This window comes from Bacillus paranthracis (assembly GCF_001883995.1).
Taxonomy (GTDB): Bacteria; Bacillota; Bacilli; order Bacillales; family Bacillaceae_G; genus Bacillus_A; species Bacillus_A paranthracis.
Genome location: NZ_MACE01000069.1, coordinates 53,930 through 78,749, shown reverse-complemented (window position 1 = coordinate 78,749; position 24,820 = coordinate 53,930). Strand labels below are relative to the sequence as shown.

At 32.4% G+C, this 24,820-nt stretch carries 13 protein-coding genes and 1 pseudogene; 10 read left to right on the top strand and 4 right to left on the bottom strand.

Annotation, left to right across the window (positions count from 1 at the left end):
* The first annotated feature begins 74 nt into the window (after positions 1 to 74).
* Positions 75 to 1,625 carry a replication-relaxation family protein gene (locus BAQ46_RS24325; RefSeq protein ID WP_071742960.1) on the top strand — a complete coding sequence of 517 codons (1,551 nt, stop codon included), beginning with the start codon at positions 75 to 77 and terminating at the stop codon, positions 1,623 to 1,625.
* Positions 1,597 to 4,671: a type IV secretory system conjugative DNA transfer family protein gene (locus BAQ46_RS24320; RefSeq protein ID WP_000426526.1), complete on the top strand. Its 3,075-nt coding sequence runs from the start codon at positions 1,597 to 1,599 to the stop codon at positions 4,669 to 4,671. The genes BAQ46_RS24325 and BAQ46_RS24320 overlap by 29 nt, the downstream gene beginning before the upstream one ends.
* A gap of 566 nt (positions 4,672 to 5,237) precedes the next feature.
* On the opposite strand, the gene BAQ46_RS24310 is transcribed toward BAQ46_RS24320, so the two are convergent.
* From BAQ46_RS24310 to BAQ46_RS24305, 3 genes are all read right to left on the bottom strand, one after another.
* On the bottom strand, positions 5,238 to 6,212 hold the full coding sequence (locus BAQ46_RS24310; protein WP_044128546.1) for a tyrosine-type recombinase/integrase: 975 nt from the start codon (positions 6,210 to 6,212) through the stop codon (positions 5,238 to 5,240).
* A gap of 18 nt (positions 6,213 to 6,230) precedes the next feature.
* A complete protein-coding gene (locus BAQ46_RS30815; protein WP_000729391.1) occupies positions 6,231 to 6,398 on the bottom strand; it encodes a hypothetical protein in 168 nt (55 codons plus the stop codon).
* 940 nt (positions 6,399 to 7,338) lie between these two features.
* A complete protein-coding gene (locus BAQ46_RS24305; protein ID WP_000520257.1) occupies positions 7,339 to 9,048 on the bottom strand; it encodes a hypothetical protein in 1,710 nt (569 codons plus the stop codon).
* A 1,043-nt stretch (positions 9,049 to 10,091) separates the two neighbouring features.
* Between BAQ46_RS24305 and BAQ46_RS24290 the strand changes: the two genes are divergently transcribed.
* Positions 10,092 to 10,571 carry a CPBP family intramembrane glutamic endopeptidase gene (locus BAQ46_RS24290; RefSeq protein ID WP_000890574.1) on the top strand — a complete coding sequence of 160 codons (480 nt, stop codon included), beginning with the start codon at positions 10,092 to 10,094 and terminating at the stop codon, positions 10,569 to 10,571.
* A gap of 476 nt (positions 10,572 to 11,047) precedes the next feature.
* Positions 11,048 to 12,742: a hypothetical protein gene (locus BAQ46_RS24285; protein ID WP_000413212.1), complete on the top strand. Its 1,695-nt coding sequence runs from the start codon at positions 11,048 to 11,050 to the stop codon at positions 12,740 to 12,742.
* 205 nt (positions 12,743 to 12,947) lie between these two features.
* Here BAQ46_RS24285 and BAQ46_RS24280 read toward each other — a convergent pair whose 3' ends face one another.
* Entirely contained in the window at positions 12,948 to 14,645 is a 1,698-nt protein-coding gene (locus tag BAQ46_RS24280) for a helix-turn-helix domain-containing protein (RefSeq protein WP_000442643.1), read from the bottom strand.
* Between the two features lie 1,354 nt (positions 14,646 to 15,999).
* On the opposite strand from BAQ46_RS24280, the gene BAQ46_RS24275 reads away from it, so the two are divergent.
* The 6 genes and pseudogenes from BAQ46_RS24275 to ltrA all read left to right on the top strand — a co-directional run bounded on the left by BAQ46_RS24275 (position 16,000) and on the right by ltrA (position 24,733).
* Positions 16,000 to 17,709 carry a hypothetical protein gene (locus tag BAQ46_RS24275; RefSeq protein ID WP_001118187.1) on the top strand — a complete coding sequence of 570 codons (1,710 nt, stop codon included), beginning with the start codon at positions 16,000 to 16,002 and terminating at the stop codon, positions 17,707 to 17,709.
* 992 nt (positions 17,710 to 18,701) lie between these two features.
* A complete protein-coding gene (locus BAQ46_RS24270; protein ID WP_000239388.1) occupies positions 18,702 to 19,817 on the top strand; it encodes a conjugal transfer protein in 1,116 nt (371 codons plus the stop codon).
* A gap of 2 nt (positions 19,818 to 19,819) precedes the next feature.
* Positions 19,820 to 20,110, top strand: a complete 291-nt coding sequence (locus BAQ46_RS24265) for a hypothetical protein (protein WP_000421394.1) — start codon at positions 19,820 to 19,822, stop codon at positions 20,108 to 20,110.
* Positions 20,111 to 20,149: 39 nt separating this feature from the next.
* A complete protein-coding gene (locus BAQ46_RS24260) occupies positions 20,150 to 20,554 on the top strand; it encodes a TcpE family conjugal transfer membrane protein (protein WP_000615187.1) in 405 nt (134 codons plus the stop codon).
* A gap of 59 nt (positions 20,555 to 20,613) precedes the next feature.
* Positions 20,614 to 22,131, top strand: a pseudogene (locus BAQ46_RS24255) (ATP-binding protein); the annotation flags it as partial.
* A 733-nt stretch (positions 22,132 to 22,864) separates the two neighbouring features.
* Positions 22,865 to 24,733, top strand: a complete 1,869-nt coding sequence (gene ltrA / locus BAQ46_RS24250; protein ID WP_000914979.1) for a group II intron reverse transcriptase/maturase — start codon at positions 22,865 to 22,867, stop codon at positions 24,731 to 24,733.
* Positions 24,734 to 24,820: the final 87 nt, after the last annotated feature.

Below are 24,820 nucleotides of genomic sequence, written 5' to 3'. Positions count from 1 at the left end.
TCATTTCATGACAATTGCACCCGTTTTTATGCAGATTTCCGTATATTATTTCCATATCAAGGGAGTGTTTTAAATTGAAAAAATCATTTGATCATGCCGTTAAATATATCGTCGGAGAGAATGACCGTGGAGTTTATTTTAATCGTTCTGACATTTTTACAGTCTTATTTTTATATGAACAACGAACAGTATCTCAAATTCAATTACGAAAATTTTATGAATTAATAAGTGGGGAGCCTATAAGTCGAACTACATTTTCATCCAAGTTAACTAAGTGGGCAAAAATGAAATTAATAAAAAAAGAAAATATAAGTGTGAGAAAAAAGCGTGGATTTACATTAGATTTCGTTTCTATAGCTTCAAAGGGAGCAGAAATATTATATCGTTTAAAATTAATTACTGATTGCAACACATCGTTTGTTACCAAAAGGCAATATGAACACAATATAGCTATTACACAATTCGTGCTAAATCTACTTGAAGCAGAATCTCAAAATGAACATACCGGTGCAATTGTAGGTGGTAATGGCGATTATCTTTTTCCATTAAACTCAATTGTTAAGCAAAACTTACATTTACCCAACCTAATGTATTCCGATTCAAATGATGTCTACTTCTTATATGAAGATGAAGAGTATCGCGAAATGTTTCAGCCAGAACTTCAACCCGTTTCCTTCCAACCAGACTTACCTCAACTCGTTTATTCATTTCGTCCATCTAAGGAGTTTTATCCAGACCCAAAGGGAGACCCATTAATCATTCCTGATTGGGTTCTTACATGTAATGATTCTATTATCAATATTGAAGTTGATACAGGGACGGAAAACATTCCATTTCTAGAAAACAAACTAAAAAAATATCTTGATATCGCTGCTTCTAATCCGTCTAAACAGTTTTACGTTTTATTTTCAGTAATCGATGATTCCTATCACACAATTTCTACTTACAAAAAAAGAACTACACGTGTAACAAATTTAAAAAAGGCATTCAGCAATATACCACGTTTAAGTGTAGTGAATAACCTAAATGTTTACGTAAGCAATATGGGTGGATCTGCACTTGTAATAAATAATATTCTTCATGAAATTCGCGAGATTAATAGTTTAAACAAAAGTCATTTGCTCAAAAAAATCGCTGAACGTTTAAACATAAATTCTTCTTTCCCTTATTCAGTAGAGTGGATTTCTAATAAAAATGAAATTCAAGCGAAAGGGATTCAACATTCTAAACTACTTGAGCTAACAGATGACATTTTGATATTACGAAAAAAAGCACCTGATGAAGAAAAAAAATCTTTAGATTACTTAGAAATATTATGTATATTAACAATACTTAAGGTAGGGGAGGTTAACACACACTTTAAATTACAGCAATTATCAGGATTGTTGGCTATGCAAAATCAACACCGAACACTAAACCCAATTAAGATTTTGGGGATATATGAAGCGGATGAATTAGAGCATGGGCAGCAAGCCATTTTTACTAATTTGTATCACAATTCCATAGCACCAGAGAATATATTATTGGCTACTTCTGCTGAATTGCTTAATTTCACCGCTGCTTTTTATTCGTTAAAAGAGAGGGTGAAACAAGAATTTGGAGAATGCAGTTCAAAAGAATGCTGAACTCAATAATGCACCAGGTAATGGGGAGGATCCAAAAGCCGGAAAGAGCAAAAAAAATTCCTATACAGTTACAATCGATATTACAAAAAGCTGGAAATATCGTTTAGCAGCCCGCTCATCTTACTATGTTATAACATTACTACTTCTGCTAGCTTGGTATTTTGCTTTTAGAGGAATATATAAATACGCTTCTTTCTGGTCCATACAAATGGGAGCTCCGTTACCTACTTTAAGTATCTTCGGTAATCCTTTTGAAACTAATTATTACATTGAAACCTTTTTTAGTTTTTGGATTTTAATTTATACTTGGCAACTATCAACCAAGGTTAAGACCTACCAGGAGATAAAGCGTAGATGGTTTATATTCTCGATGATGTTAATTGGTATAGTTGCCCAGTACTTATGGGCGTTTAGTGTTCCATTAGCTAAAATATTTATTCCATTCTTAAATTCGAAAGCTGGAGAAGTTTCACTAAATGACAAAGGATTAGAGGATACTATACTTTCAAATTTTAGTAATATCATGCACCTTGTATTTGCAATACCTGTAATTATTATTATTCTCGTACTCTTATGGCTCTTTAAGATTTTTTATGAACATAAAAAAGAGCTTTTAGATGAATTCGGAAAATGGGAATACGTATTTAAAATACCTGGTTGGATGCTTTCCTTTTTGAATGATGATCGTCAACGAAAACTTGCTACTTCATTACACAGATTTTTCACTGAAAAAAATCCATCAAAATTGCCAGAACCCGATATCTTTCTTGGTCCTAACAGTGCTACACGGGAAATGGCAGTAATACAGGGCAAGTCTCTAACGCTTAATATAATGATCATCGGTAACATTGGTACCGGTAAATCTGCGGCACTAGGTTTGCCAATTGCCAATCAAATTCTTGACTATATGGCTTCCATGATTAATAATTTTAAAACTTTATATGCAAGAAAAGATTATCATTCAGAGGATGTAAAAGGAACGCAGGTTAATGGTCTTACAGTTATCGAGCCATCTAATGACTTCTGCGAAAAAGTATATAAATTGGTATTAGCACACAAGATTCCCGAAAGTGTTATTTTCTATTTAGACCCAACAAATCCTGATACCCCTTCAATAAATTTTGTACGTGGTCCAGTTGATAAAGTTGCTGAGATGTTATGTTCAGTATTAACGGGTCTCTCTGATAATGGAGCAGGAAATCCGTTCTTCGTTCAATCTGAGCGTTCCCATCTTAAACAACATATTTATTTGCTAAAACTTCATGATTCTAATTTTGAAGCTAGATTTGAGCATTTAATTGATATGTATAATGATGCTAATCTCGTATTTGAGATGCATCTCAAATTAAAAGAACGACTTCCAAATGATATTGAATCTATTCCAGATAGGGATGAACGAAATCATTTCCGCATAATGAAACAAGTTGATGAATGGTTTGATTTAAATTATGTTCCTGAAATTTCTGGTGGTCGTGGGGGAGGGGAAGTTGTTTATCATACTGAAGGGAAATACTATGGTCAACCAAAGATAATTGATAAACAAGAAACCTTTGTTCGCGGTTTACGAAACACATTAAATGATATTTCTGCTCAACCTCTGCTCCGACGTGTTTTATGTGGTCCATCGGATTTTGATTTTGAGAAGCATTTGGAATTTGGAGGTATTCTGTTAGTCAACACAGCGAAAGGGGAACTTTCTGATCTATCCGATGTATTCGGTAAATTATGTTTATATGCCGTGCAGAATGCTGTTTTCCGTCGTAAGCCTAACGTATCTCCTTACCATCCGGTTTTAGTCGATGAGTTTGCGGATTACATTTACAAAGCATTTAAAAGTTTTCCTGCTCAATCACGTAAATATAAAGCACCTTTAATTGTTATTGCACAAACCATTAGTCAATTAGCAATTGAACATGGCCCAAGATTCATGGATATACTGTTAGGTACATTTCGTAATAAACTTGTTTATGGTGATGTTACAAATGAAGACGCTAAATTATTTAGTAAGCTAATGGGTACGAAAACAATTTATGAGGCACGTGAAGGTGATCAAGAAATTGATATGGTAACAGCAGAAACAAAAACACAAAGTACTCGTAGAACATCCTACTCTTATTCGAAAACAGAGGTACCAATTCTTTCTGAAAATGACATTTTAATTCAAAAAGCATTCCAGTGTGCTGCTAAAATTGTAAAAGATAATGCTCCTCAAGGAGGGATACAAGTAAATGCTAACTTTGTTCCTGCCTCTGAGTTTAAAACAGCTAAGATTCAAGTTGATGCAGAAGCAGCTGCTTATTGGTTAAAAATTCGTGAAGAGTCATTAAATACGGAAATTAAATATGATGATTATGTCACAGATACAGATGTTGATAGTGAAGAAGCTGTAATTGAAGAATTAAGTACACCTAAAACAGCACCTACTGCAATAGAAGGCTGGTTACAAACGTTAAATCCTGATACTTACGATTTTTATAGTAATGAAGATGATACTGACAATGAAGGGGAGTTAACAAATAATCAGTCTGTTCAAGGTTACTCAAGGAATTCTGCTCCTAAGCTCGAAAAGGAGGACGCTACAGCATCAATGGCTACTTCTAATAAAACAGAATCTGCAAAAATTAATGAAGTAATCGATATTCAAAAAGAAAATGTACCAGATACAAGTAAACATAGAGAACCTATTGAACTTAACAACAAAGCACCAGTTATTACTGAAACTCCAATAGAAGTGCCAAGGGCGAAGCATACACCACAATATAGAGAGCCTGCTTACACATCGACTGTGACCCATAATCAGCAGGAACAGGAAATTCAACGAACTGCAGAAATCAATGGTAAAAATACAACATCTAACTTAACAATGCAATGGTTACAACAAATGGCTGCTACCGTTCCTCAAGATGATGAAAATACGTTACCTTTAGATGAATTCGAAGGTGGCTCTCGTCTTCATAATCGTAAAGTAGCAGAATTAACTCCAGAAAGTGCGGCAATTAAGGATAAACTCAGTCAATATATCGAAGGTGACATTGATCGTGATTGATACACGAAGCATATAACGAATATTTCTACTGGTAAAAAGGTGTGGGGCGTAACCCCATACCTTTTTATTATTTCAAATGTAACTTTCACTAAGAGGATCATTTCTTTATGCTAAAATTTAATGTAGCATTGAAATAAAGTTACGATGCTTTATCTCTTTAATCAAAGAATTATAAATAAGCTAAGATCAAACTTTTTTTATAAAACATAAGCCTGTCGGATAAGAAACCATAGAATACGGTTTAACACAATATTTTTAATCGAACTGTATTTTAAAGCCACACATGTTACCATCGTTTATTCAAGTAAAGACAATCAAAACTTAATTGTTGAAATAACAAGAGGAAAAGATGTTTTCCCACAAAAATCTTTACAAAAGATCAATGCATTTGATAAAACTCGTCAAGCATTCAATCAGCAAAAAAATGAATCACATTATGTATACTGGAATGAAAATGACGTACATTATCAAATTTATTCATCTAATGTAAATAAGAAACAATTAACAAAAGATGAACTTTGTACAGTTCAAAAGTCTTTTTCTGTGAAATAGTAGTTACGTATTTTTCATCGAGTTTTTTTAGATAACATCAAGTATTGATAGTATCTTTTTAAAGATACTTTTGTTTTAAAACCTATTTTATTTACTAATTCATCCTCATTTATTCCTTGTTTAATAAGACGAAAAATAAACGTATTTCTCATCTGTTGTGCAGAAATACGTCTACCTAATTCTGCTCGTTTTACTTCCAGTCGAATCATCTTCTGTATAGCAACCTCAGATAAAGCCTTTGGTGCATCATTTTCGTAAACCCATCGATAAGTACCTCGATTAAAATCAAATGCCACAAATAGGGGATTATCTGTGTGCTGTCGAGGTCTTACAGATTCAGGGATAGTCGAATAATATTTGTAAAGCTGTTTTGTATCTTCGGCTGTTAAGAAGACGGATCTAGTAACTCCGTTTTCTCCTGAAACAATTAAAGTGTTCCTAGCAAACTGTATATGGCTCATATTAAGCGATACAAGCTCTTGCAATGACAAACCGTAGTTTACTATTAAATTAATTATACAAGCGTTTCTATCCATGATTAGAGGCCGATATTTAGTTTGTCTCTCTGTTAACCCCTTAGTTGATAGAACAGTTTGTTTTAAAAGCTTCTCTTCTAATTCGGTAATAAAATCATTGTCATTTAATGATTGATCCGGAATTAAAGAGAGATGAATATCATCTAATGGACTAACTATTCCTAAAAACGTGTGTAACTTTTTTAAAACCACCCATATCCTGTGCCTTGTTTTAAGAGAATATTCTCGTTTGTTTTCTAACATTGAGAAATAAGCTTGATAATCATGAACAGATATTTCATTCCATGATTTGATATGTAAAAGCAACTCATTTTCATTTAACCATCTATAAAAATCTTTAATATCGTATGCATAGCGTTGGATTGTAGAATGTTTTCGCCCTTTTTCACTTAAATATGTAGAGAAAGCTTTTAAATTTTCCTCTAAGCTAATTGTCTCGTTCAATATAATCACCTAATTTCTTTGGATATATTATAACAGAAAACAAGTAAAAGACCTGCTACCGCCCTTTGCTACGCACGGTTGCGGGCATATCCAAAAAGGCACTACAAAAACTAATCCCCAAACAATCCCTGTAAAAAATCCAATCTCGTTATAGGTATTCGTTTCTATGTAAGTTGTTTCTTTTAGTGCAGCCATGTGTAATCCTCCAATATAAATTGTTTATTAAAATGAAAAAAGGACAAACTTAGTCCTGGTAGGGATACGTAGTTTTGTCCTTTTGTATGAGGGTAATGATCTGTTTAATTTAACTCATTATATTTCAAATTACCAATATATTTAAGTTTTAATTTTAATAATTGTTGATAACTCCCCGGTTTTAAAAATCTAATATAAATATATATCTTAAAAAATAAAAAAATAAAAAGATGGAACTTTTATAGGTAATGAAAAATAAGGTGTAAATATACTCTCACAAGAGATTATTAGATATACGAACATAAAAAATCATAATTGGTAATAAATAGAATCAATCAATCCTTTAATTATTCGGCTTCAATTCTACAAAAAAGCAGAAAGTAAAATATATTTACATACATGAAATCACAAAAGAATTAATACGAGGCATCTTATATTTATACATTACTTTTTAAAAAGGTAAACATTCCTTTTTTTTGAAAATCAGGTTGTTCAACCTCAGCTTATAAACAAATTGTTCACAATCTGCTTAAGATATATAAACATAATTAAGTGTTTCCACATAATACACATTATTTTTGATGATTTTTATTAGGTAAATACATTTACCTCAGTAATTATAAGGATTATAGGTAATTTTTATTCACATTTAATGATTTTTGTCCTCATATCAACAGTTTTTTAATATTTTCTTGTGATTTTATGTAGGTATAGCAAGATGATATTTTATCGATAATAGAATTACTTTCTATATTGATGTGGAGAGTTCGATGTAGAAGAACGAGAATTTGAATAGATATGTATAAAAATAGACTTCATTTTAAATGAAGTCCTTCTAATTTGGTCTTTATTAATGGAGTAGTTAAAAAGGAATACTAATGAAACAAACACTAATAGCCCTCTACTTTCGAAATTTTTGAAAATAGGGGGCTCGTTACACTTATTTTATTGCTATTGCGTTTAGTACCTGATCTGCAGATTTTATTGTTACACCAGCTCGTACTAAACGTTCAAAAGTACGCATAAATTCTAGTAAATTAAACGATTCTGATAGTTCAATTACGCGCAGCTGTTCTTGCGGTAATCTATCAATCTCTTCAATAAACCATTCACGTATATCGCTTGGAATAGTACGATCTTTATGACCACGATTTTTTAATTTCTCACGCATTTTAATTTCCAATGCGACATATGCATGGACATTAACGCCCTGGTCATATGCATATTTTCTAAATAATGTTTCTTCCTGGTATTTTAGGTAATTACGGTTATAAGATTCTTCATTCGCGGGTACTGCAAATTTCTGTTTCAGTAGTGCATATACACTTTTAAATATTTTCTTAATGTTACGAAGAGAGTACATGGCATAATGTAGACCGAAATTAAAGACAGCTTGTTCACGGTCACTATTTCTCTCTTTTGGTATATGCTGAGCGATAAGAGGATAGATACCTTCTTTCGCTGCAGTATCAAGAATTTTATATTGAGATGTTTGATATAATAGTTTTTTTAATGTATATACAATTTTCTTTGGAAATCCTTCTTTACTGTCAATCATGTCGCGAAGTCCACGAATTACACTCCGAATTTGGCGATGTGAAGTATGCTTTAATACATGAATAAATTTATCCATGTCTGCAGACAGTTCACCGATATTCATTTCTTGTAGGAGGTCTTCAATGAATCTTGCTTTACGAGCATATGTAGCTTTTGGTGTAAACGGATCCCTATGATGAACATTCCCAGATTCTTTTGTACATAAGAAGTCCGGATGGATAGATAGATATAATGTTGTATATCGTTTTGTATTTTTTACCCCCTTTTGCATTTTGCAAATTTTGAATAGGGGAGTACCCGTACTTGGGACTACTGTAGTTAATTCATCTATAACTGCATGGATTTGATGTGGATATTTTTTATGTAAGTAACGATACATCCCACCAAAATGAGTTTTGTTTCCTCTTTCGTCCAGCTTGTCTAAAGAGCGTTTTAATGTTGTTTCCCTATGTTGTTGCATAGCAATGTCTAAGAATAGCTTCTTAGCTGCTACAGATAGTTTAAAGAAAGCCTTTGTAAATACAACAGGACTAATATATACATATGGATTTGCCTTTTTTGTTTCCTCATTCGTAAAATGAGTCAATTTAATTGTATATCGGCCATCTACCCCATTTTTAATAGAGATAATATTATGTAAGCTTAACTTTTTCAAAGCGATATAGAATTGAGAATGCTGAATGTATGCTAATTCTTCTTTATATTGCTTGTAATCTTCCCACATCATATGTACTGTTACATTTGGAATAATACCATTAGTAAAACATTTTTTATGAAGGTATAAGAATACTTCAAGATCTGCATTTGTAATACCATATAATTTATGTTTTCTTCCTGTTTTCTCTGCAAGTGCAGATATTGCGCGACGTGAAAAAGATGGTTTGGCTTTTTCGACAAAACCGTCAACATCAGCAATACGGTCTTCATATGTCATGTGCTGTAGAATATCTTCTAAATATGTATCTTTATAGCTGTAGTATTTCTCTTCAAATGTTTCCACAAATTTTTGCCATGATTTTAATGTTACTAGCACAGCATTGGTTGTTTCCCCATTTAAACTACGTTGATTTCTTATTACAAATGATTTCCCCATCTTTTTCACCTCCATTCTACAAATTCAGAAATATATGCCAAAAGACTATAAAATATACCAATTTTGATTATAGCAAAATGAATTTTGTAAAAATGTGCCCTTTAAGAGAGAATTTTAAAAAAAGCAACACCTTATGAGTCTTAGAGCCACAAGGGATTTAAAAAAAGTTTGAGATTTTTTTTGGTACGCGACTTGGGAAGCGGTGTTGCTCTTTTCTTGTATGATGCTATTTATTAAGAATAGGAAAAATCCTTTAATATCAATACTTCATAGATACTTTAATTAATTTTCGGTACGCAACTTGGGAAAGATGTTGCTTATTTTTTAGGAAAATAGGTACGCGACTTGGGAAAGGATTTTTGTGAAATATATAGATTATTTTTGATTGAATATCTTTAATCGTCTGATATAACAGCGTTTGTAGTAAATTTTGATAGCAGGATAGGTACGCGACTTGGGAAAGATGTTGCTTATTTTCAATGGAAAATTAAATAATTTAAATATTAGGTGTTGCTTGTTGCGAAAAATAAGTACGCAACATGGGAAAGATGTTGCTTGTTTTAGTAAAAGAGTACGTAACATGGGAAAAGCGTTGCTCATTTTATATTAAAAGTACGCAAGATGGGAAAGATGTTGCATGTTTTATAGGAAAGGTACACAAGGTGGGAAAGATGTTGCACGTTTTGTAGAAAGGTTATGCAAGATGGGAAAGGTGTTGCATGTTTTGCAGGAAAGGTACGCAAGATGGGAAAAGCGTTGCATGTTTTATAGGAAAGGTACACAGGGTGGGAAAGATGTTGCATGTTTAACTTATAATTAGTGTAAAACGAATTTTGTAAACTTAATATAATTAAATGTATTGTTGCTATTACAAATACGAAAGGTAATTCTTGAATAAAAATTTATATTCGTGGGATAGGGAAGAAGATAGAGAATTTATTATTTTTTACTATTTATACTAATTTAATTCTATTATCTTATTGTATTAAATAAAATATAATATATAATTTTATGAATATAATAAGGTGATAGGAGAAAGATATATGCTGGAAAAATTGAATAGATTTATGTTTGATTTACCTATAATTTGGTTTGTATTACTTATAGTATTTGGATCATTTTTACTTGTGATGCCATTAGATTTATTTTTACCCGCAATAAAACAACATCCAATAAAGGAAGAACCCGCTATTATACAGATTTTAGTAGGAGTATTTGCGGCACCTGTATATGAAACAGTAATTTTCCAGGTATTTTTATTTTGGGTATTAAGTTGTATTCCTCTTATTAAAGATCGTGATTATCTTATCATTTTAATAGCATCGATTATATTCGGATTAATTCATTCAGATGGTATCACTTATATAGTCGCTACAGCAATAATTGGAGTATTATATAACTATGCTTATTGGGTATATCAAAAAAAGAATGAAAAAGTAGAAGTTACAATATCTGCTTTTTGGATTGTTGTTTTGATTCACTCACTACATAACTCTATTGCTGTTATAGCATCACAGTTATAAATGTTTTAAAGAATACTTTATACTATTAGTAGTGGATTTTAAGTTAATAATTAAAGGGAATTGAGTTGTATATAAAAAAAGGCATAGAGTGTTTTTCTATGCCTCTTTTTTATGTGAACTTATATTTATTTGTTTACTTTCATTCCACCTTAAATAATGGATTTATGTCAAATCTACTGAACCCTCAAAGCAAACCTTTATAAAAAGGTTTGTTAAATATTATTCCCACTACTCATAATCAATTGCATTTTAATTTTCTTTAATAAGTGTTCATAAAAGTTGCCTGCTTCTGGATAGATACCTTTCTCATGGGCACTTCAGTTTACAAAAAGATATTAATTGTTCATTATTTTTACGTGAGCTAAACAATAGGAATGCTTAATAATAATATATCCTATCGAAACTCTAATTAGAATGGTATGAATGATAAGTAGCAATTGATATAATTGTATTAGGAGCATTTAGGAGGATTATTAGTGGAAAAGTTAAAAGTACTATTTCAAAACACCTTATATATAGCATACCCTCTACTAACTGGAGTTGAGGGTAGTGAAAGAGTTTTAAATAAATGGCAACAGTTCTATCAAGATGTAGAAAAAGACTTACAGGCAATTTTCAACTCAACTTATTCATCACAGACTTTTGAAAGGTTAGTGAAATGGGTTTCTAAAAAGGAAGCCTTAGGTTTATCTGCGATAGACATTCTTCCAAAATTAGATAATCATAAGGAAGAAATTTTCGAATGCTTAAAAGACGACTTATATATGGAATTTGGAATTAAACTACCTGTTATCAAAAAAGAATTGCCTTTAGATTCAGAGGCTAAGAGCGAGTATATAGAACGAAGTAATGCAGGATTTATGTATCATTTATCGGACACCATTGCTAAGAATAAGTTTACAGATGATCAAGATAAAAATGTTCGTATTGCGCAATTGCAGGATAAACAAAATAGTCTAGTCGTAGTATCGTCACACGACGATGGTGATATGAAGTTACAAAGGGAAGAGTTAAAAAGATGGAATACTTTGATTGACTCTACTTTTTTAACACGAGTAATGGATGATTTAACGGCGGACTGCCTCGATATTGTTACAGAACTATGGGTAAAGAGTGCAGAAAATGATAAGACTATTGTGCCTGTACATTATGAACAAATATTAGATATGTGTAATATGAAGCAAATCAAAAATGGTAAGGCTTATTATCGAAAAGAGGACAGATTAAAGATTATGGAGCGTTTAGCTGCTCTTGCTAGTATTTTTATTTATGTTAATGAAGATAATGAGATCGTGATATTGAATGAAGAGGATCCGAATGAAACACTAGCATATAAAAAACAAAGAATTAGAAGATTGTTTGTAATGGATGAAATTATCATTGCAAAAGATATTGATACGGATAAAACATTAGGAATAGAGAGTATGAACGTTACTCCAGGTAGTTTTTTATCGAAATATCTATATGGTTCTGAAAAGTTAACAGGTTTATTATCTAAGAAAGCATTGGAGTATAACAGCAAGCAGCAGAGATATCACAAAAGGTTAACTAGATATCTAAGTTGGCGTTGGCGTATTCAACAATCATATCAACATCTAACTCATTCATATAGTATTGGTGGTCCTAAAGGGCTATTACAAGTAATGGAGATAAGTATGAATAGAAAACCAAGCCTAATAAGACAAGTTTTCGAAAAGACGTTAGATGATCTTATGAGAGACCAAGTAATTCAAGAGTGGAAATACTCTCCTGAAATCGATGAAGAAAAATGTAAGGGAAAAAACTGGTTTGAAAACTATTGGTTAAAATTGAAAGTCATTATTTCTCCTACAAATGAACTTGTTAAATTACAACAAGAGTTAATAACTAAGAAAAATAAACAACAGGTACCATTAGTTATCGAGATGGAAGAAAAGCCATCAGTAATTGAAGAGAAGCCTGTAAGTATACTAAACCAAGAAATTCCTAATAGTATTGAGTTCTATATCGAAAAAATGAACACGTATAAAGAGAAGAATAATAAAAGTATTCGTGGGTTAGCGAAAGAAATTGATATTTCGTATTCAACGCTTTCAAGGATGTTATCCGGTCAAAGAAAACGATTAAATGATGATACAAAAAATAAACTGGATAAGTGGATAGAGAGACAAGAAGTAATGAACTTATTATAGAAAGCCTATAAAAATGATAAGAGGGGAAGGGAATAAATATGGCCGAAAACATCAGCATGTTACAAATAATAGATAGGGATAATTTATGTAAACTCCGAAGCAATTTCATTAAAGAAAATTAGTTCTTTATGCTAAAAATTCAAATGAGTTTGTGAAGAAATTAAAAAGAAGCAGGTACCTCTCCCTTTAAAGGATCTGCTTCTCTTTACATTGACTCTATAATCATTTGTCTTTCATACCACTTTTTTAGTTTTTCATTAACACTTTTTGAAATACGCTTCATTTTGTTATTACAGAATCTTGATAGTGTAGCAGGGGATAAACCTATTTCATCTGCTATCTCACGCATTGTTTTATTTTGATGCATATGCTGATACATAATTTTTTCTCGTATCACATCTTCTGATCCTTCAGGAGTTTGTTTTACTGTCTCTGCAATATAATGGTCCTCCTGCTTCTCTTGCATATCTATTGCTTTTTTCTTTACCATACTATATATATTATTCATTAATTCTTTTGGTGGTAAGATAATGATTCCTAATTTGGAATAGTAATTCTTAAACCAATTACGTTCGCCTATCTTTGTTTCATCCAATTCCTCTGCATACGCCCAATGTGAAATTACATTTTCTTTTTCTAAATCATTTAAAATATTCTCTAATTGTTCACGAGTTCGAGTTGGGCGACCCTTTGTGGGTGTAATACCCATTACAGATAGTAGACCTTTTTCTCCACCAATGGAGTATGGTCTTTTTAAAGTACTGTATTGTTGACGGATTCTCCACTGCCAGGATAAATAACGTATTAAACGTTTATGAAACTTGTGTCTATAGCTATTATACTCTAATGCTTTTTTCGATAATAAAGCCGTTGTGCTATTAGATCCATACAAATAGCCCGATAAGAAACTACCCGGTTTAATCTTACAGGATTCTATCCCCATATATTCATTTGTATTCTTATCTCTCCATAACACTACAGAGTCCAGTACGAATAGCCTTTTGATTACTTCACGTTTTACTTCAAATTTTTCCCCAGTTTCAGCTTGATCGTTCAGTACTACAACTTCATTATCATCATTCAAATAAATAAAGATGCTTGCTAACGCTGCAATACGTTGTGCTACCTTTATCTTATCTTCTGCACGATAATACTCTACACCATTTGCTGATGCTTTTGGCATATTACATAATTCCAATACATTCTCATAACTAAAATCTATGAATTCATCTGGTGATTTAGCTTGATTTAACCATTGTATTGTAATGGTATCTAAACAGTCTGCTGTAAGATCATCCATATTACTAATTACTCCATCAACCAATATAGACCATCTTTCCGCTTCATTTGTATTCACTAATCTCAAATCCTCATCCTTATGTGAAGATAGTTGTGCTACTCCGCTTGAATTTTTTGTTTCTAATGGCAGTACCGGTTTTGCCGCTGCTTCATCTTCTTCAAACTGATTTTTTGCTATTCCATCACGTAATTGATAGTACATTGCGTCATTTGATACAGGATAATATTCGTCAGGCATATCTGCTATACGCTCTTCTATCTGACCATGTTCAGGATTTGAAATTTGAGTTGGTTCAGCTGCTTCAAACTTTTCTCCAAACTCTTGTTCAATGATTTTATCTAATACATTTTGAATCTCAATTTTATATTTATCTAGATTCGCGTAAATGTGCAATAACGATATTCCTTGTTCTTGTTTCTGCCCCAGCCAAGAAACAAGTGTTGAGAAAGAAGGGGATATATTAGCTGAAGTTACTAATTTATCGTGATTCTCTTGGACTTCGTTATAATATTTTTGCCATTTGGCCCATAACTGCTTATTATCTTCATAGATTGGAGCAGCAAGTAGGAGGGCGTCACTGAACAATGCTATTACTCTCTCCATATTTAAGTACCTCCTAATAATGTTATTAACCAATATAATTAAATCCTAACAATATGAAACGTCATAGCTATATGATGGCTACATAACCTTTAAGTTGAAATGTTATCTGAATAATTCACACAATTATTGGTTTTTACTCGTTTTATTGTGGGTCATTTTAATTCTATTTACTTGTCTTTAATTATATAAAACTGCTTCTATTTGTAAAATCACTACTTTACAATACAATTTCAATTTTTAAAAGTAAATTAGTTAAATACACTGATTTTTGCTTAACGACTAGTAACTTGTTACTTTAGGTCACAACTAAAATACACCAGCTGCTTCTTAATTGAAACTGAATAGCTTTATCATGGCTACTACTTTTTATTTGAAACTATGTAGCCTTATTATGGCTATAAGCTTTTATTTCAAATTTTATAGCTTTATCACGGCAATTACTTCTTACTTGAAATGCATAGCTATATCGCGGCTACTACTTCTTACTTGAAACTGTATAGTTTTATCATGGCTATAAGCTCTTATTTCAAATTTTATAGCCATATCGCGGCAATTACTTCTTACTTTTAATAATGAATAGCTATATAATGGCTACAATTTCGTAATTTATGAAACGTTATAGCTATATGATGGCTACAACTTTGAAAAAATGAAACGAGAATATCTTGAAAATCATTTGATTAAAAAATTTTTTTATTCTATTAAAATTAGTAATAAACGTTGATATAAAGCCATTTCATAAAAAACGAAAAAAAACAAGCTAAAATCATTATAGCTATATGATGGCTACAACTTTCACTGTGAAAATCACAACAAAGCTACACACACCAAGGGTTACAGCAGTTTTCAATAAAATATAACTTGTTGTAAAAACATGAAACGTTATAGCTATATGATGGCAGTAAACATGAAACGAACTGAAACGTTTATAGCTATATGATGGTTACAACTTTCACTGTGAAAATCCCAACAACCTATATGTACCAAGGGTTACAGCAGTTTTCAATAAAATACAACTCGTTGTAAAAACATGAAACGTTATAGCTATATGATGGCTACAACTTTCAAACGAGATTAGATGAAAACCCTATAAAATCAATGGTTTCGAGGGATTTATCCCACTACATAATACGTTTCATATTCAAAAAACTTTATAGCCCTATGGTGGCAACAAACTTTTTTAAATGAAACGTCAAATCCCTTGTCGCACAAGGGATTGAGGCACGTTTCATTTTTTTATTTTTCCTCTTAAAGGGACAGATTTCGCCAGTATTCGATTTGATATAATCAAAAATGAAAATCTATATCTAATTGTGGGGAAAACTGCAACTTAAAATAAAAGGAGGTGAAAAAGATGGCAAAACCTTTCGTTATAAAGAACAAACGTAGTTTGAATGGTGAAACAACAACACCAGTAATTGTAACAATTAAATCATGGCAAAGGTTAGTAGAAGCTTTAGAAGGTAAGTATTACAGTTTTAAAGATACTTATCTAGAAGACATTGTGAAGTCAATGTCCTATGAAGAACGAATTGCAGATGAAGAAGGATTTGTTGCTAAAGCAAAGCCATCTTTTTCACTGAAAATGAAAAAGATTGTAGATAAAGTAAGTGAATTTGATAAAAACGAAGGCAGAAAACATAAACTATATGGTATTACAAATGCTGATCTAGAAGTATTTCTATTTCTTCATAAAAAATGTAATACATATGGTGAGCTTTCACATGTATCGATCCACATGCTTTGGGAAGATTATAAAAATTATAAAGAAGCATTTGCACATATTCACCACTCACAATTTTATGTAGCTTTGAAGAAGTTAAGTTTCCATAACATCATTACAATCGAAAATGAATACAGTGGTAAATATAAAATTACCTTAACTGATTTCATGAATAAAGAAACGAATAAAGCAAATGCCTATACATTTATTAGCCCGATAGTATTTACCAAAGAATTCTTTGAGTTATCAATTGCAGCTAAGAAACTATTCATGGATGTAGCAATGCAGCAGAAACGCGAAACTACCCTGAAACGTTCTTTATTCAAAGTGGATGAGCAAGGAAACTCAACTCATTTTGGTGGTATGTATCGTTACTTACATAAGAAATACCCACATCAGATTCGTGCTGTACTAGATGAATTAGAAACAAAACTTTCTGCAACTGGATCTCCTTTATTTAAAATTTGTAAGTTAGAAAAAGGGAAGAGGAATAAAAAGCAATACACAACATTGCATTTATCTGTACATCCTGATTTCTTATGCGCGAAAGAAGAAGGAGCAGAATACCGTGATCCTTTTACACCACGAGATACATATAAGCGTAAAGTTAAATTCATTGAAAACTTGTTAGTTGAAATGAACATTGCTGAATTTGCAAAGGATATGAACCAATTCATTAACGTTTTAAAACACTCTTGTCACCGTCAAATTCGCCAAGTAGTTCGTGGCTTACGAGAAATGATTGATCGACAAGAAGGATATCCTAAAAAGCTTGTTTATACACTAAGTAAATTATTAAAGCAATCTTCTCAATATCGTGTATTAGACACAGCTGCTAAAACTGGTATTTATCCTTTAATTACACACAATGTACCTAAACATGATCAAGAAGAGGCCATTTTTAAATTCGGTACTCATTTTGCTATATACTCTTTACGCAATGTTCAAAAGCTATTCCGAAAAGCGCATGACCTGCTTCATGCAAAATATGCTGTACCTGTAACTATAGATGCTTACCATCGTAATTACATGCAGTATCAAGAGGAATCACTATTTAGAAAATATGCTTATGAACAAGGAGTAAATATTAACGCATATACAGCATTAGAAATTGAAATTCGCGAACTCTTAAAGTCCAGTGGACATAAAGGAAATCAAATCCCTAGCGATATTCGTGAACTGTTCATTGAAAAAATTGATAAATTGCCGAAAGAAAAGATCCGTGTAATTGAGGTCCCTGAAGACTTTGATTTAATCCAGTTTCTTCATTCTTTAGAAGCATACTACCGTTCAACAAAAGAAGTACCACATACTGTTGATCAGCTGCTTCCAGCAATGTAATGATAAGCTCTCTATTTTTGAAAAAAACAAAAGTAGAGGGCTATTCGTGTTGGAAATAGCATTTAAAGTGGATTGCTTCAAATAAAAAAGAGAGGCGTTTTCATTAAACTTGAAAACTTCCTCTCTATTTTTATGCAATTTCATATATTGCAGACTGAGTAAATTTTATTATTCACAAGTTTCCAAGTTTATAAATCTGAATTTTCTGTCTTTAAATTCGTTTATTATCTACAAAAAAACATAAACTTTTTTTATTATTGTGTTGATATCTTAATAAATTAGACCATGTGTGTATAATATATTGCTCGAAATACAGTTCTTATAGGCTTTTACCTTTAAATCTACTTAAAATCAGAAAAATCTATGTTAGTTATGTTTAAAAAGTGAATACTGTTTCTAACTTTGATCACTTTGTTAGTAGTTTGTGTATAGTTTTCATCTAAATGTGGAAAATTTGTTTGTAAGTCCTTAAGATTTAGTTTTATTATTTATTCAGTTTTCCGCATTAATATAATGATGATTATATGTAGGTTTTATATTTCCACTTTTTGATTTTATGTAGTTTAAAACCGTAACCATAAGTAATAATTACGTTTCCAGTATTTGTTGTTTATGATTTTTTATGACTAAAATAATAATGGACCCTTGCTACAGCAAGAGTCCAACACTACTTTTTCTTTGTATAAAAGTTTTATCTTTATTCTTTAAATATATTAAAGATATATATTATATTAGGTTTTATATTACAGTAATACTTACTATAGGGAAGCGATTCTGTGTATAACCAATTTCATTTCTAAATGGAATTGGTTTTTTATGTATTCTAATAAACATTATAACTGATTCTAAAAAAATTTAATATAAAACATAATTTTTTTCATTTTCTCTTAGATTTCCGAAAAAAGTAAATCATACTTAAATTAGATAGTTGATTAGTGGAAATTACAATGAAATTTGTAATCTCCTAACCATTTAAAAAGAGAGGTGAAGACATGGTAAAAAAGAAATCCCAGAAAAACCCCGAAAAAAAGAAATTTACATTCTTTAAAAAAGCAAAAAATAAAACAACAGAAATATTAGATATGCAACAAGAGAATTCAGAAGCTCTTAAAGAAAAGAAGAAACGTAAAACAAGGGAGAAAGTTCCAGCGATAACAGGAAGAAAAGTAGGGAAGGTTACATTTTGGTTTGTAATGGGATTTGTGGTTGTAGGAAGCTCCCTTTCATTTATCCAACTTGCCGGTCCTCCTAGAGCAGTAGCTGTTCAGGAAAAGAAAGAGGAACCTGTAAAAATTAAAATGTCTGAAGCAGAATTAATTGCATATGCGAATAATTTTGCTGCTAATTATTTTAATTGGAAAGTTGATATGAATGTAGCTGAAGAACGAAGAAAACGATTAGAGAAATTTCTAGTTGAAGGATCTGATGAGCAAGGTGGATTAAATAGAGACACTTTAAAAAACGCTTCTAGTACTTTAGTTAAATCGGAAGCAGTAGAGGTCCGACAAAAGGGAAATGAAGCAGAAGTTACATTAAAAATCATTCAAAAACTAGAACCTGTAAATAATCCTGCTCCTGGAACGACACAAGCTCCAGACACACCAAAAGAACCAAAAGAACCAAAAGAAGTAACAAGGTACTTCTCAATTCCAATTTTAATGGAGAAAGGGAAAATGGTAGTCCCTAACAATCCTACAATCGTTCATGGAGAGAGAGAAAAGGCGGCTTATAAAGTAGCAACTTTCAAATCAGAAGGACGAGAAATTAATACAGATGCAGAAATAAAAAAAGTAGAACAATTTTTACAATCTGTATTTAAAGTGTATACAGAAGGAACACCAGAAGAAATTGCTTACTACTTTGAAAAAAGTAATATAACAAATGGATTAAAAGGTATTATGACATTTAGCAAATTAGAAAACCTACGAATTTATGAGGATAAGGATAAAGAATATAGAGTCTTAGTCGATGCCAAATTAAAAGATAATGATAGCAGCTTAGAGTACACATACACATATGATTTAAATCTTGTAAATAAAGATAACAAGTTTTCAATTAGCTCTATGAAGAAATTTGAAAACACATTAGAGAAAGTGGAGGGTAAATAATTATGGAGCTTTTGGGATTAGATATGGTTGCTCAGCAATTACCTGCTATTACGGATGCAGCGGTCTTAGGCAACATTAATTTTGGAGTAAATGCAAAAAACTGGTTAGTAGCTCAGTTAGGTCCCATATTTTTAGTTGTAGCAATCATCGGTGTAATAGTTTTACTTGTAAAAAGACAAATGGCTGGTCTAATTGGTTGGTTAGTACTTTGTGCGATTGTATCTGTGTTTGTATTCACTCCAGATGTATTCAAAGACCTTGGAACAAAATTATATAATTTATTATTTAAATGATCATTTGTAAAAAATAGAAATTTTAAGGAGTTGGTATAAGTGATTCAGAAACCGACTCGCAAGGAAGTAAGGACTTACAACTCTATATGGGATATTCCTAAGAGTTTATATGGGATAAGGGATATAACACTCCCTTTCCCTGTACCTTACAGACAGCTGGGGATTTTTGTTGGAACATTATTAATAATATTATTCTTAGAACAGATTTTACCATTAGGAAATAACGTCTTTTTCAAATATCTAATATTACCTGGTGGTATAGCGTACTTCTTTGGAAATGTAGAATTGGATGGAAAAAGTCCACACAAATTTATATATCGATTCTTTGTATTTACATTTGAAAAAAAGAAGTTGAGTCGTTATAAAGATACAACTGGCAATATTGGAAGCTATCAATATAAGACAGTAGTTCGATTTAAGGATGATTCAATTAAGAAAAAGTAATTAATTAATCTATACGGAAGAATTAGTTTAGTCTCATATTCTTCTCTAAGGAGGCACAAATGAATCAGGTTGAATTTCCAGTCAAATATTTTCATGATAATTTGATTTTTAACCAAGATGGTTCTTGCTGGGCGTATTATGAGGCATACGGGATTCCTTATGAATTTAAAGGAGACGATGATAAAAATACGTTGTTTATGCGACAACTCGGCTTATTTTGGAATTATGAAGAAGAAAAACATCTATTAATGATACCTGTTTATCAGAATTTCAAAGAAAAAGCCGATGAGTTTAAAGAAACAGTAAGCGGTGAACTAAAAGAGCTGGCAATCGATCATACTGATGACGTTGTCCATGAGTTAGAAAGAAAATTTGGTAAAAACGCTGTAGAATATCGCTATTTTATAGGTGTGAAATTAAAAGTAAGACACATACAAGAAGGACTTAAGGAAATGCTTTACACTGCATTTCATACCTTTAAAAACACTGCAGAACAGTTTGGACTACTTGGTGATACAAAAATATTAAAAACTGATTTGGAGATGTATAAGCGGGAAGCTAGTGCCTTTAGAAACAAAATAAGAAAACATTTAGCAGTAAGAAGTTTAGAAACAAATGAAACACAATGGATTGTATTACGAAACTTCTATCGTACATTGGAAGCACCTGTTACAGCAGGATGGACGCCACCAGTAATTGATGACGATTCTGCAATCTTTCCGAATCAAGAGAGTTTATTACGTTTAACAGAATCAGAAGTAGAGGTTAAAGGAAGACATATAGAAATGTCCCAAATTGGTTCTGATGGATTAGATTATCCAGCATATATGAGTTTCTTATCGGCATCCAAGATTCCATATACAATGGAGTTTCCAGACCAAGAGTGGATGTATATGATCCAAAATATAGATTTCCCAATTGAACTAAGTGTACGCACAGAAAATATTAACCATCGTAAAGCTCTATCTAAACTAAATAAAAAGAAAAAAGATTTAGAAGATCAAGAAGCACATGCAAGGGAAAATTCACAAACTGTTGGATTAAACGTGTATGAAGGTGTTCAAGAAGCTACTGAATTACAGGCCCTTATACAAAAGACACGTATGCCACTTGTTAAGACATCGGTATCCTTCTGTATATGTGCTGAAGATTTAGATACAATGCGTCGAAATACCAATTCACTTATTCCTATTTATAGAGAGATGATGATTGAACTAGTAAGACCATATGGAGATCAGTTCCTGCTGTTTAATGAATTTATCCCTGGTGCTAGAAGATATGTAAATGATTATATACACTTTATGGAGCCTGGGGTTCTGGCAGCCGGTATGTTTGGTGCAACACAAGATTTAGGTGATAATATCGGATTTTATATAGGTACAACTGGTATTTTAAACAAAGCGGTTTATATGACACCTTCTCTCGCAGCGACAAATACTGTTGCAAATCAAAAAACGAGCGCACTTTCAGTTGCAGTAACAGGAAGTACTGGTTCTGGTAAATCATTTGGAACAAACTTAATTGTTTACCTAGCGGTACTGGGAGGAGCCCAAACTCTGATAGTCGATCCAAAAGGTGGTGCGACACGTTCCTAAGTGAAAAGCTTAGGCATTGTCGAACTTACAGTTCAACAGTGAACTGTCATTCCAAGAAGTCAAATGATAGGGTAACGCCTTGAAGGGCTTCCTTTAATACTCCGACATGCAGTGAAGTTAGCAAGAGCTGAACTGTATGAAGCTCGGTGAAGTCGGTTGAGAGTTACCGTAATCCTATAGGATGCGAAAGTCACTCAGAGGTGGGTGATGTAACCTATAAATCGGAAGTCTATAAATTACCTATGGTTAGTATGCACTATGAACCAATTGAGTATGGGATGTGCGGACGAATCTCTGATGGTACGGGTCTATATCGGAAGTAAGTCGAAAGGCTTACTGGCACAATTAGTGTCGCTACTGTGGATGAGTAAAACTCGCCTTTATGAAAGTCCATATATTGTTACAGGCAATATCAAGGTAGCAGGCTCATAGGAGAAACCTAACGGTATATGTACAGATAGGAATGACGGAACGTGGTAAGCTGTCAACACTGAGGGCTTGCTTCCAATGAAGTGGTTCTAGGGAAAACAATTGTAAATTGTATAACCTAGGTTTATGACAGTGAAAGTGGTGGCATAGTACCTATGAAACGTGTAATGAACGTGGAGGGATAGCCACTAGTCGATTGAAAACTGACTGTTACTTATGGTTGACATGGTTTCGAGTAAGACTAAAGAGATGTAAACCTCCAGTAAATAAGGGGAGGTTACAGCCCATGTTAAAGAAAACTAAACTAAGGCACAGTGAATATTACGACATGCAAACAAAGTATGATGAGTTATATTCAAATAGCCTTAATGGTAACAATTTCTATAAATTAATTGATATTATCGGTTCGGAAGAAAATATTAGATTAGCATACCGCAACATCAAAACTAATAAGGGGAGTAACACGGCTGGAGTTGACAATTTAACCATTAAAGATATTTGGCACCTAAACGATACAAAGATTGTTCATGAAGTTAGAAAACGATTAAATAACTATCAACCACAAGCAGTTAAAAGAGTTCTTATCCCAAAAGAGGGCAGTGATAAGAAGCGACCCCTGGGGATTCCAACAATTTGGGACAGATTAGTACAACAATCTATCCTCCAAGTATTGGAACCTATTTGTGAAGCTAAGTTTCATAACCATAGTTATGGATTTAGACCGAACAGAAGTACACACCATGCACTCAGTAGAGTTGTAAGTCTTATTAACATAGGTCACCAACACTATTGCGTTGATATTGACATTAAGGGGTTCTTTGATAATGTATGCCACAAAAAGCTATTAAGGCAAATGTGGACTTTGGGAATAAGAGACAAATCGCTTCTATGTGTTATTTCAAAAATCCTTAAATCAGAGATAGAAGGAGAGGGTATTCCCAATAAGGGTACTCCGCAAGGAGGAATTATTTCTCCTTTACTTTCCAACATTGTTCTAAATGAACTTGATTGGTGGATAAGTAGCCAATGGGAAACTTACAAACCTCACAGAATATCTACTCGGCATCTAGGGTTTCGACAATATGCTAGGAAGTACACGAATCTAAAATGTGGTTATGTAGTGAGATACGCGGATGACTTCAAAATAATGTGTCGGACTTATGATGAAGCGCAACGCTTTTATCATGCGACAGTTGATTTTCTCAAATCCCGTTTGGGATTAGAAATTAACGCCAAAAAGTCCAAAGTGGTTAATCTCAAGAAAAACTCGTCAGATTTCCTTGGATTCAAAATCAAAGTGGTTAAACAAGGTAAAGCTAAATTTGGACATATTGCAAAAACCAGTATGTCCGACAAAGCTATTACAAAAGCTAAAAGACAACTAAAAGAACGGATCAAAGGAATTCAAAAGGAGCCCACTTCAGAGAAAGTTACTCAATTTAATTCAACCCTTCTTGGTATACAAAATTACTTTAAATATGCGGTTACAATTTACATGGATTTAACGGAGGTTAATTACTCTTTGCGAAGAGTCATGAGAACCAGACTTAGAAACAATATGAAGCACATGAAGTTCTGTGAAACATCTGTGAATTTTAAAAGGAAGACCAAAGGAATACAACCCAACTCTAAGATTTACGTTGTACAGAACACTCCACTCTTACCAGTTACAGGAATACATCATAAAAACCCGTGGAATTTCTCGCAGGTTATCTGTAACTATACGGAAACTGGGCGTAATAAAGTACATAGTAATCTTAAGGCAATACCTAAGGATGTTCTCAACCAAGTTATGAGGACTTATTCGAAGAATAAAAGTATTGAGTACAACGATAATAGGATATCAAAATACGTTGCTCAATATGGTAAGTGTTATGTAACTGGTGAGGAAATTGGTATTGAACGTGTTCATTGTCATCACATTGTTCCCGTTAAACAAGGTGGGGATGACAAGTACAACAACTTGGTAATTGTAGATTGGTTTATACACAAACTGATTCACATGACGAATCTTAATAAGATTACACATTACCTTCGGTCTTTTAACCTTAATAAGATTACACATTACCTTCGGTCTTTTAACCTTAATAAGAAACAAATGGATAAACTGAATGTGCTAAGAACTAAAGCTGGAAATGAACCGATAGTAACATAATTTGATTTAAAAGTCAGTTGGAAACGATGGAACGCCGTATGCTAGGAAACTAGCACGTACGGTGTGAGGTGGGGGAAAAGGTGGAGA

Bases quoted from the DNA above. Each gene is read 5' to 3' on its own strand.
- BAQ46_RS24305 (WP_000520257.1), bottom strand. From the start codon at position 9,048: ATGGGGAAATCATTTGTAATAAGAAATCAACGTAGTTTAAATGGGGAA.
- BAQ46_RS24270 (WP_000239388.1), top strand. From the start codon at position 18,702: ATGGTAAAAAAGAAATCCCAGAAAAACCCCGAAAAAAAGAAATTTACA.
- BAQ46_RS24275 (WP_001118187.1), top strand. From the start codon at position 16,000: ATGGCAAAACCTTTCGTTATAAAGAACAAACGTAGTTTGAATGGTGAA.
- BAQ46_RS24280 (WP_000442643.1), bottom strand. From the start codon at position 14,645: ATGGAGAGAGTAATAGCATTGTTCAGTGACGCCCTCCTACTTGCTGCT.
- BAQ46_RS24290 (WP_000890574.1), top strand. From the start codon at position 10,092: ATGCTGGAAAAATTGAATAGATTTATGTTTGATTTACCTATAATTTGG.
- BAQ46_RS30815 (WP_000729391.1), bottom strand. From the start codon at position 6,398: ATGGCTGCACTAAAAGAAACAACTTACATAGAAACGAATACCTATAAC.
- ltrA (WP_000914979.1), top strand. From the start codon at position 22,865: ATGTTAAAGAAAACTAAACTAAGGCACAGTGAATATTACGACATGCAA.
- BAQ46_RS24265 (WP_000421394.1), top strand. From the start codon at position 19,820: ATGGAGCTTTTGGGATTAGATATGGTTGCTCAGCAATTACCTGCTATT.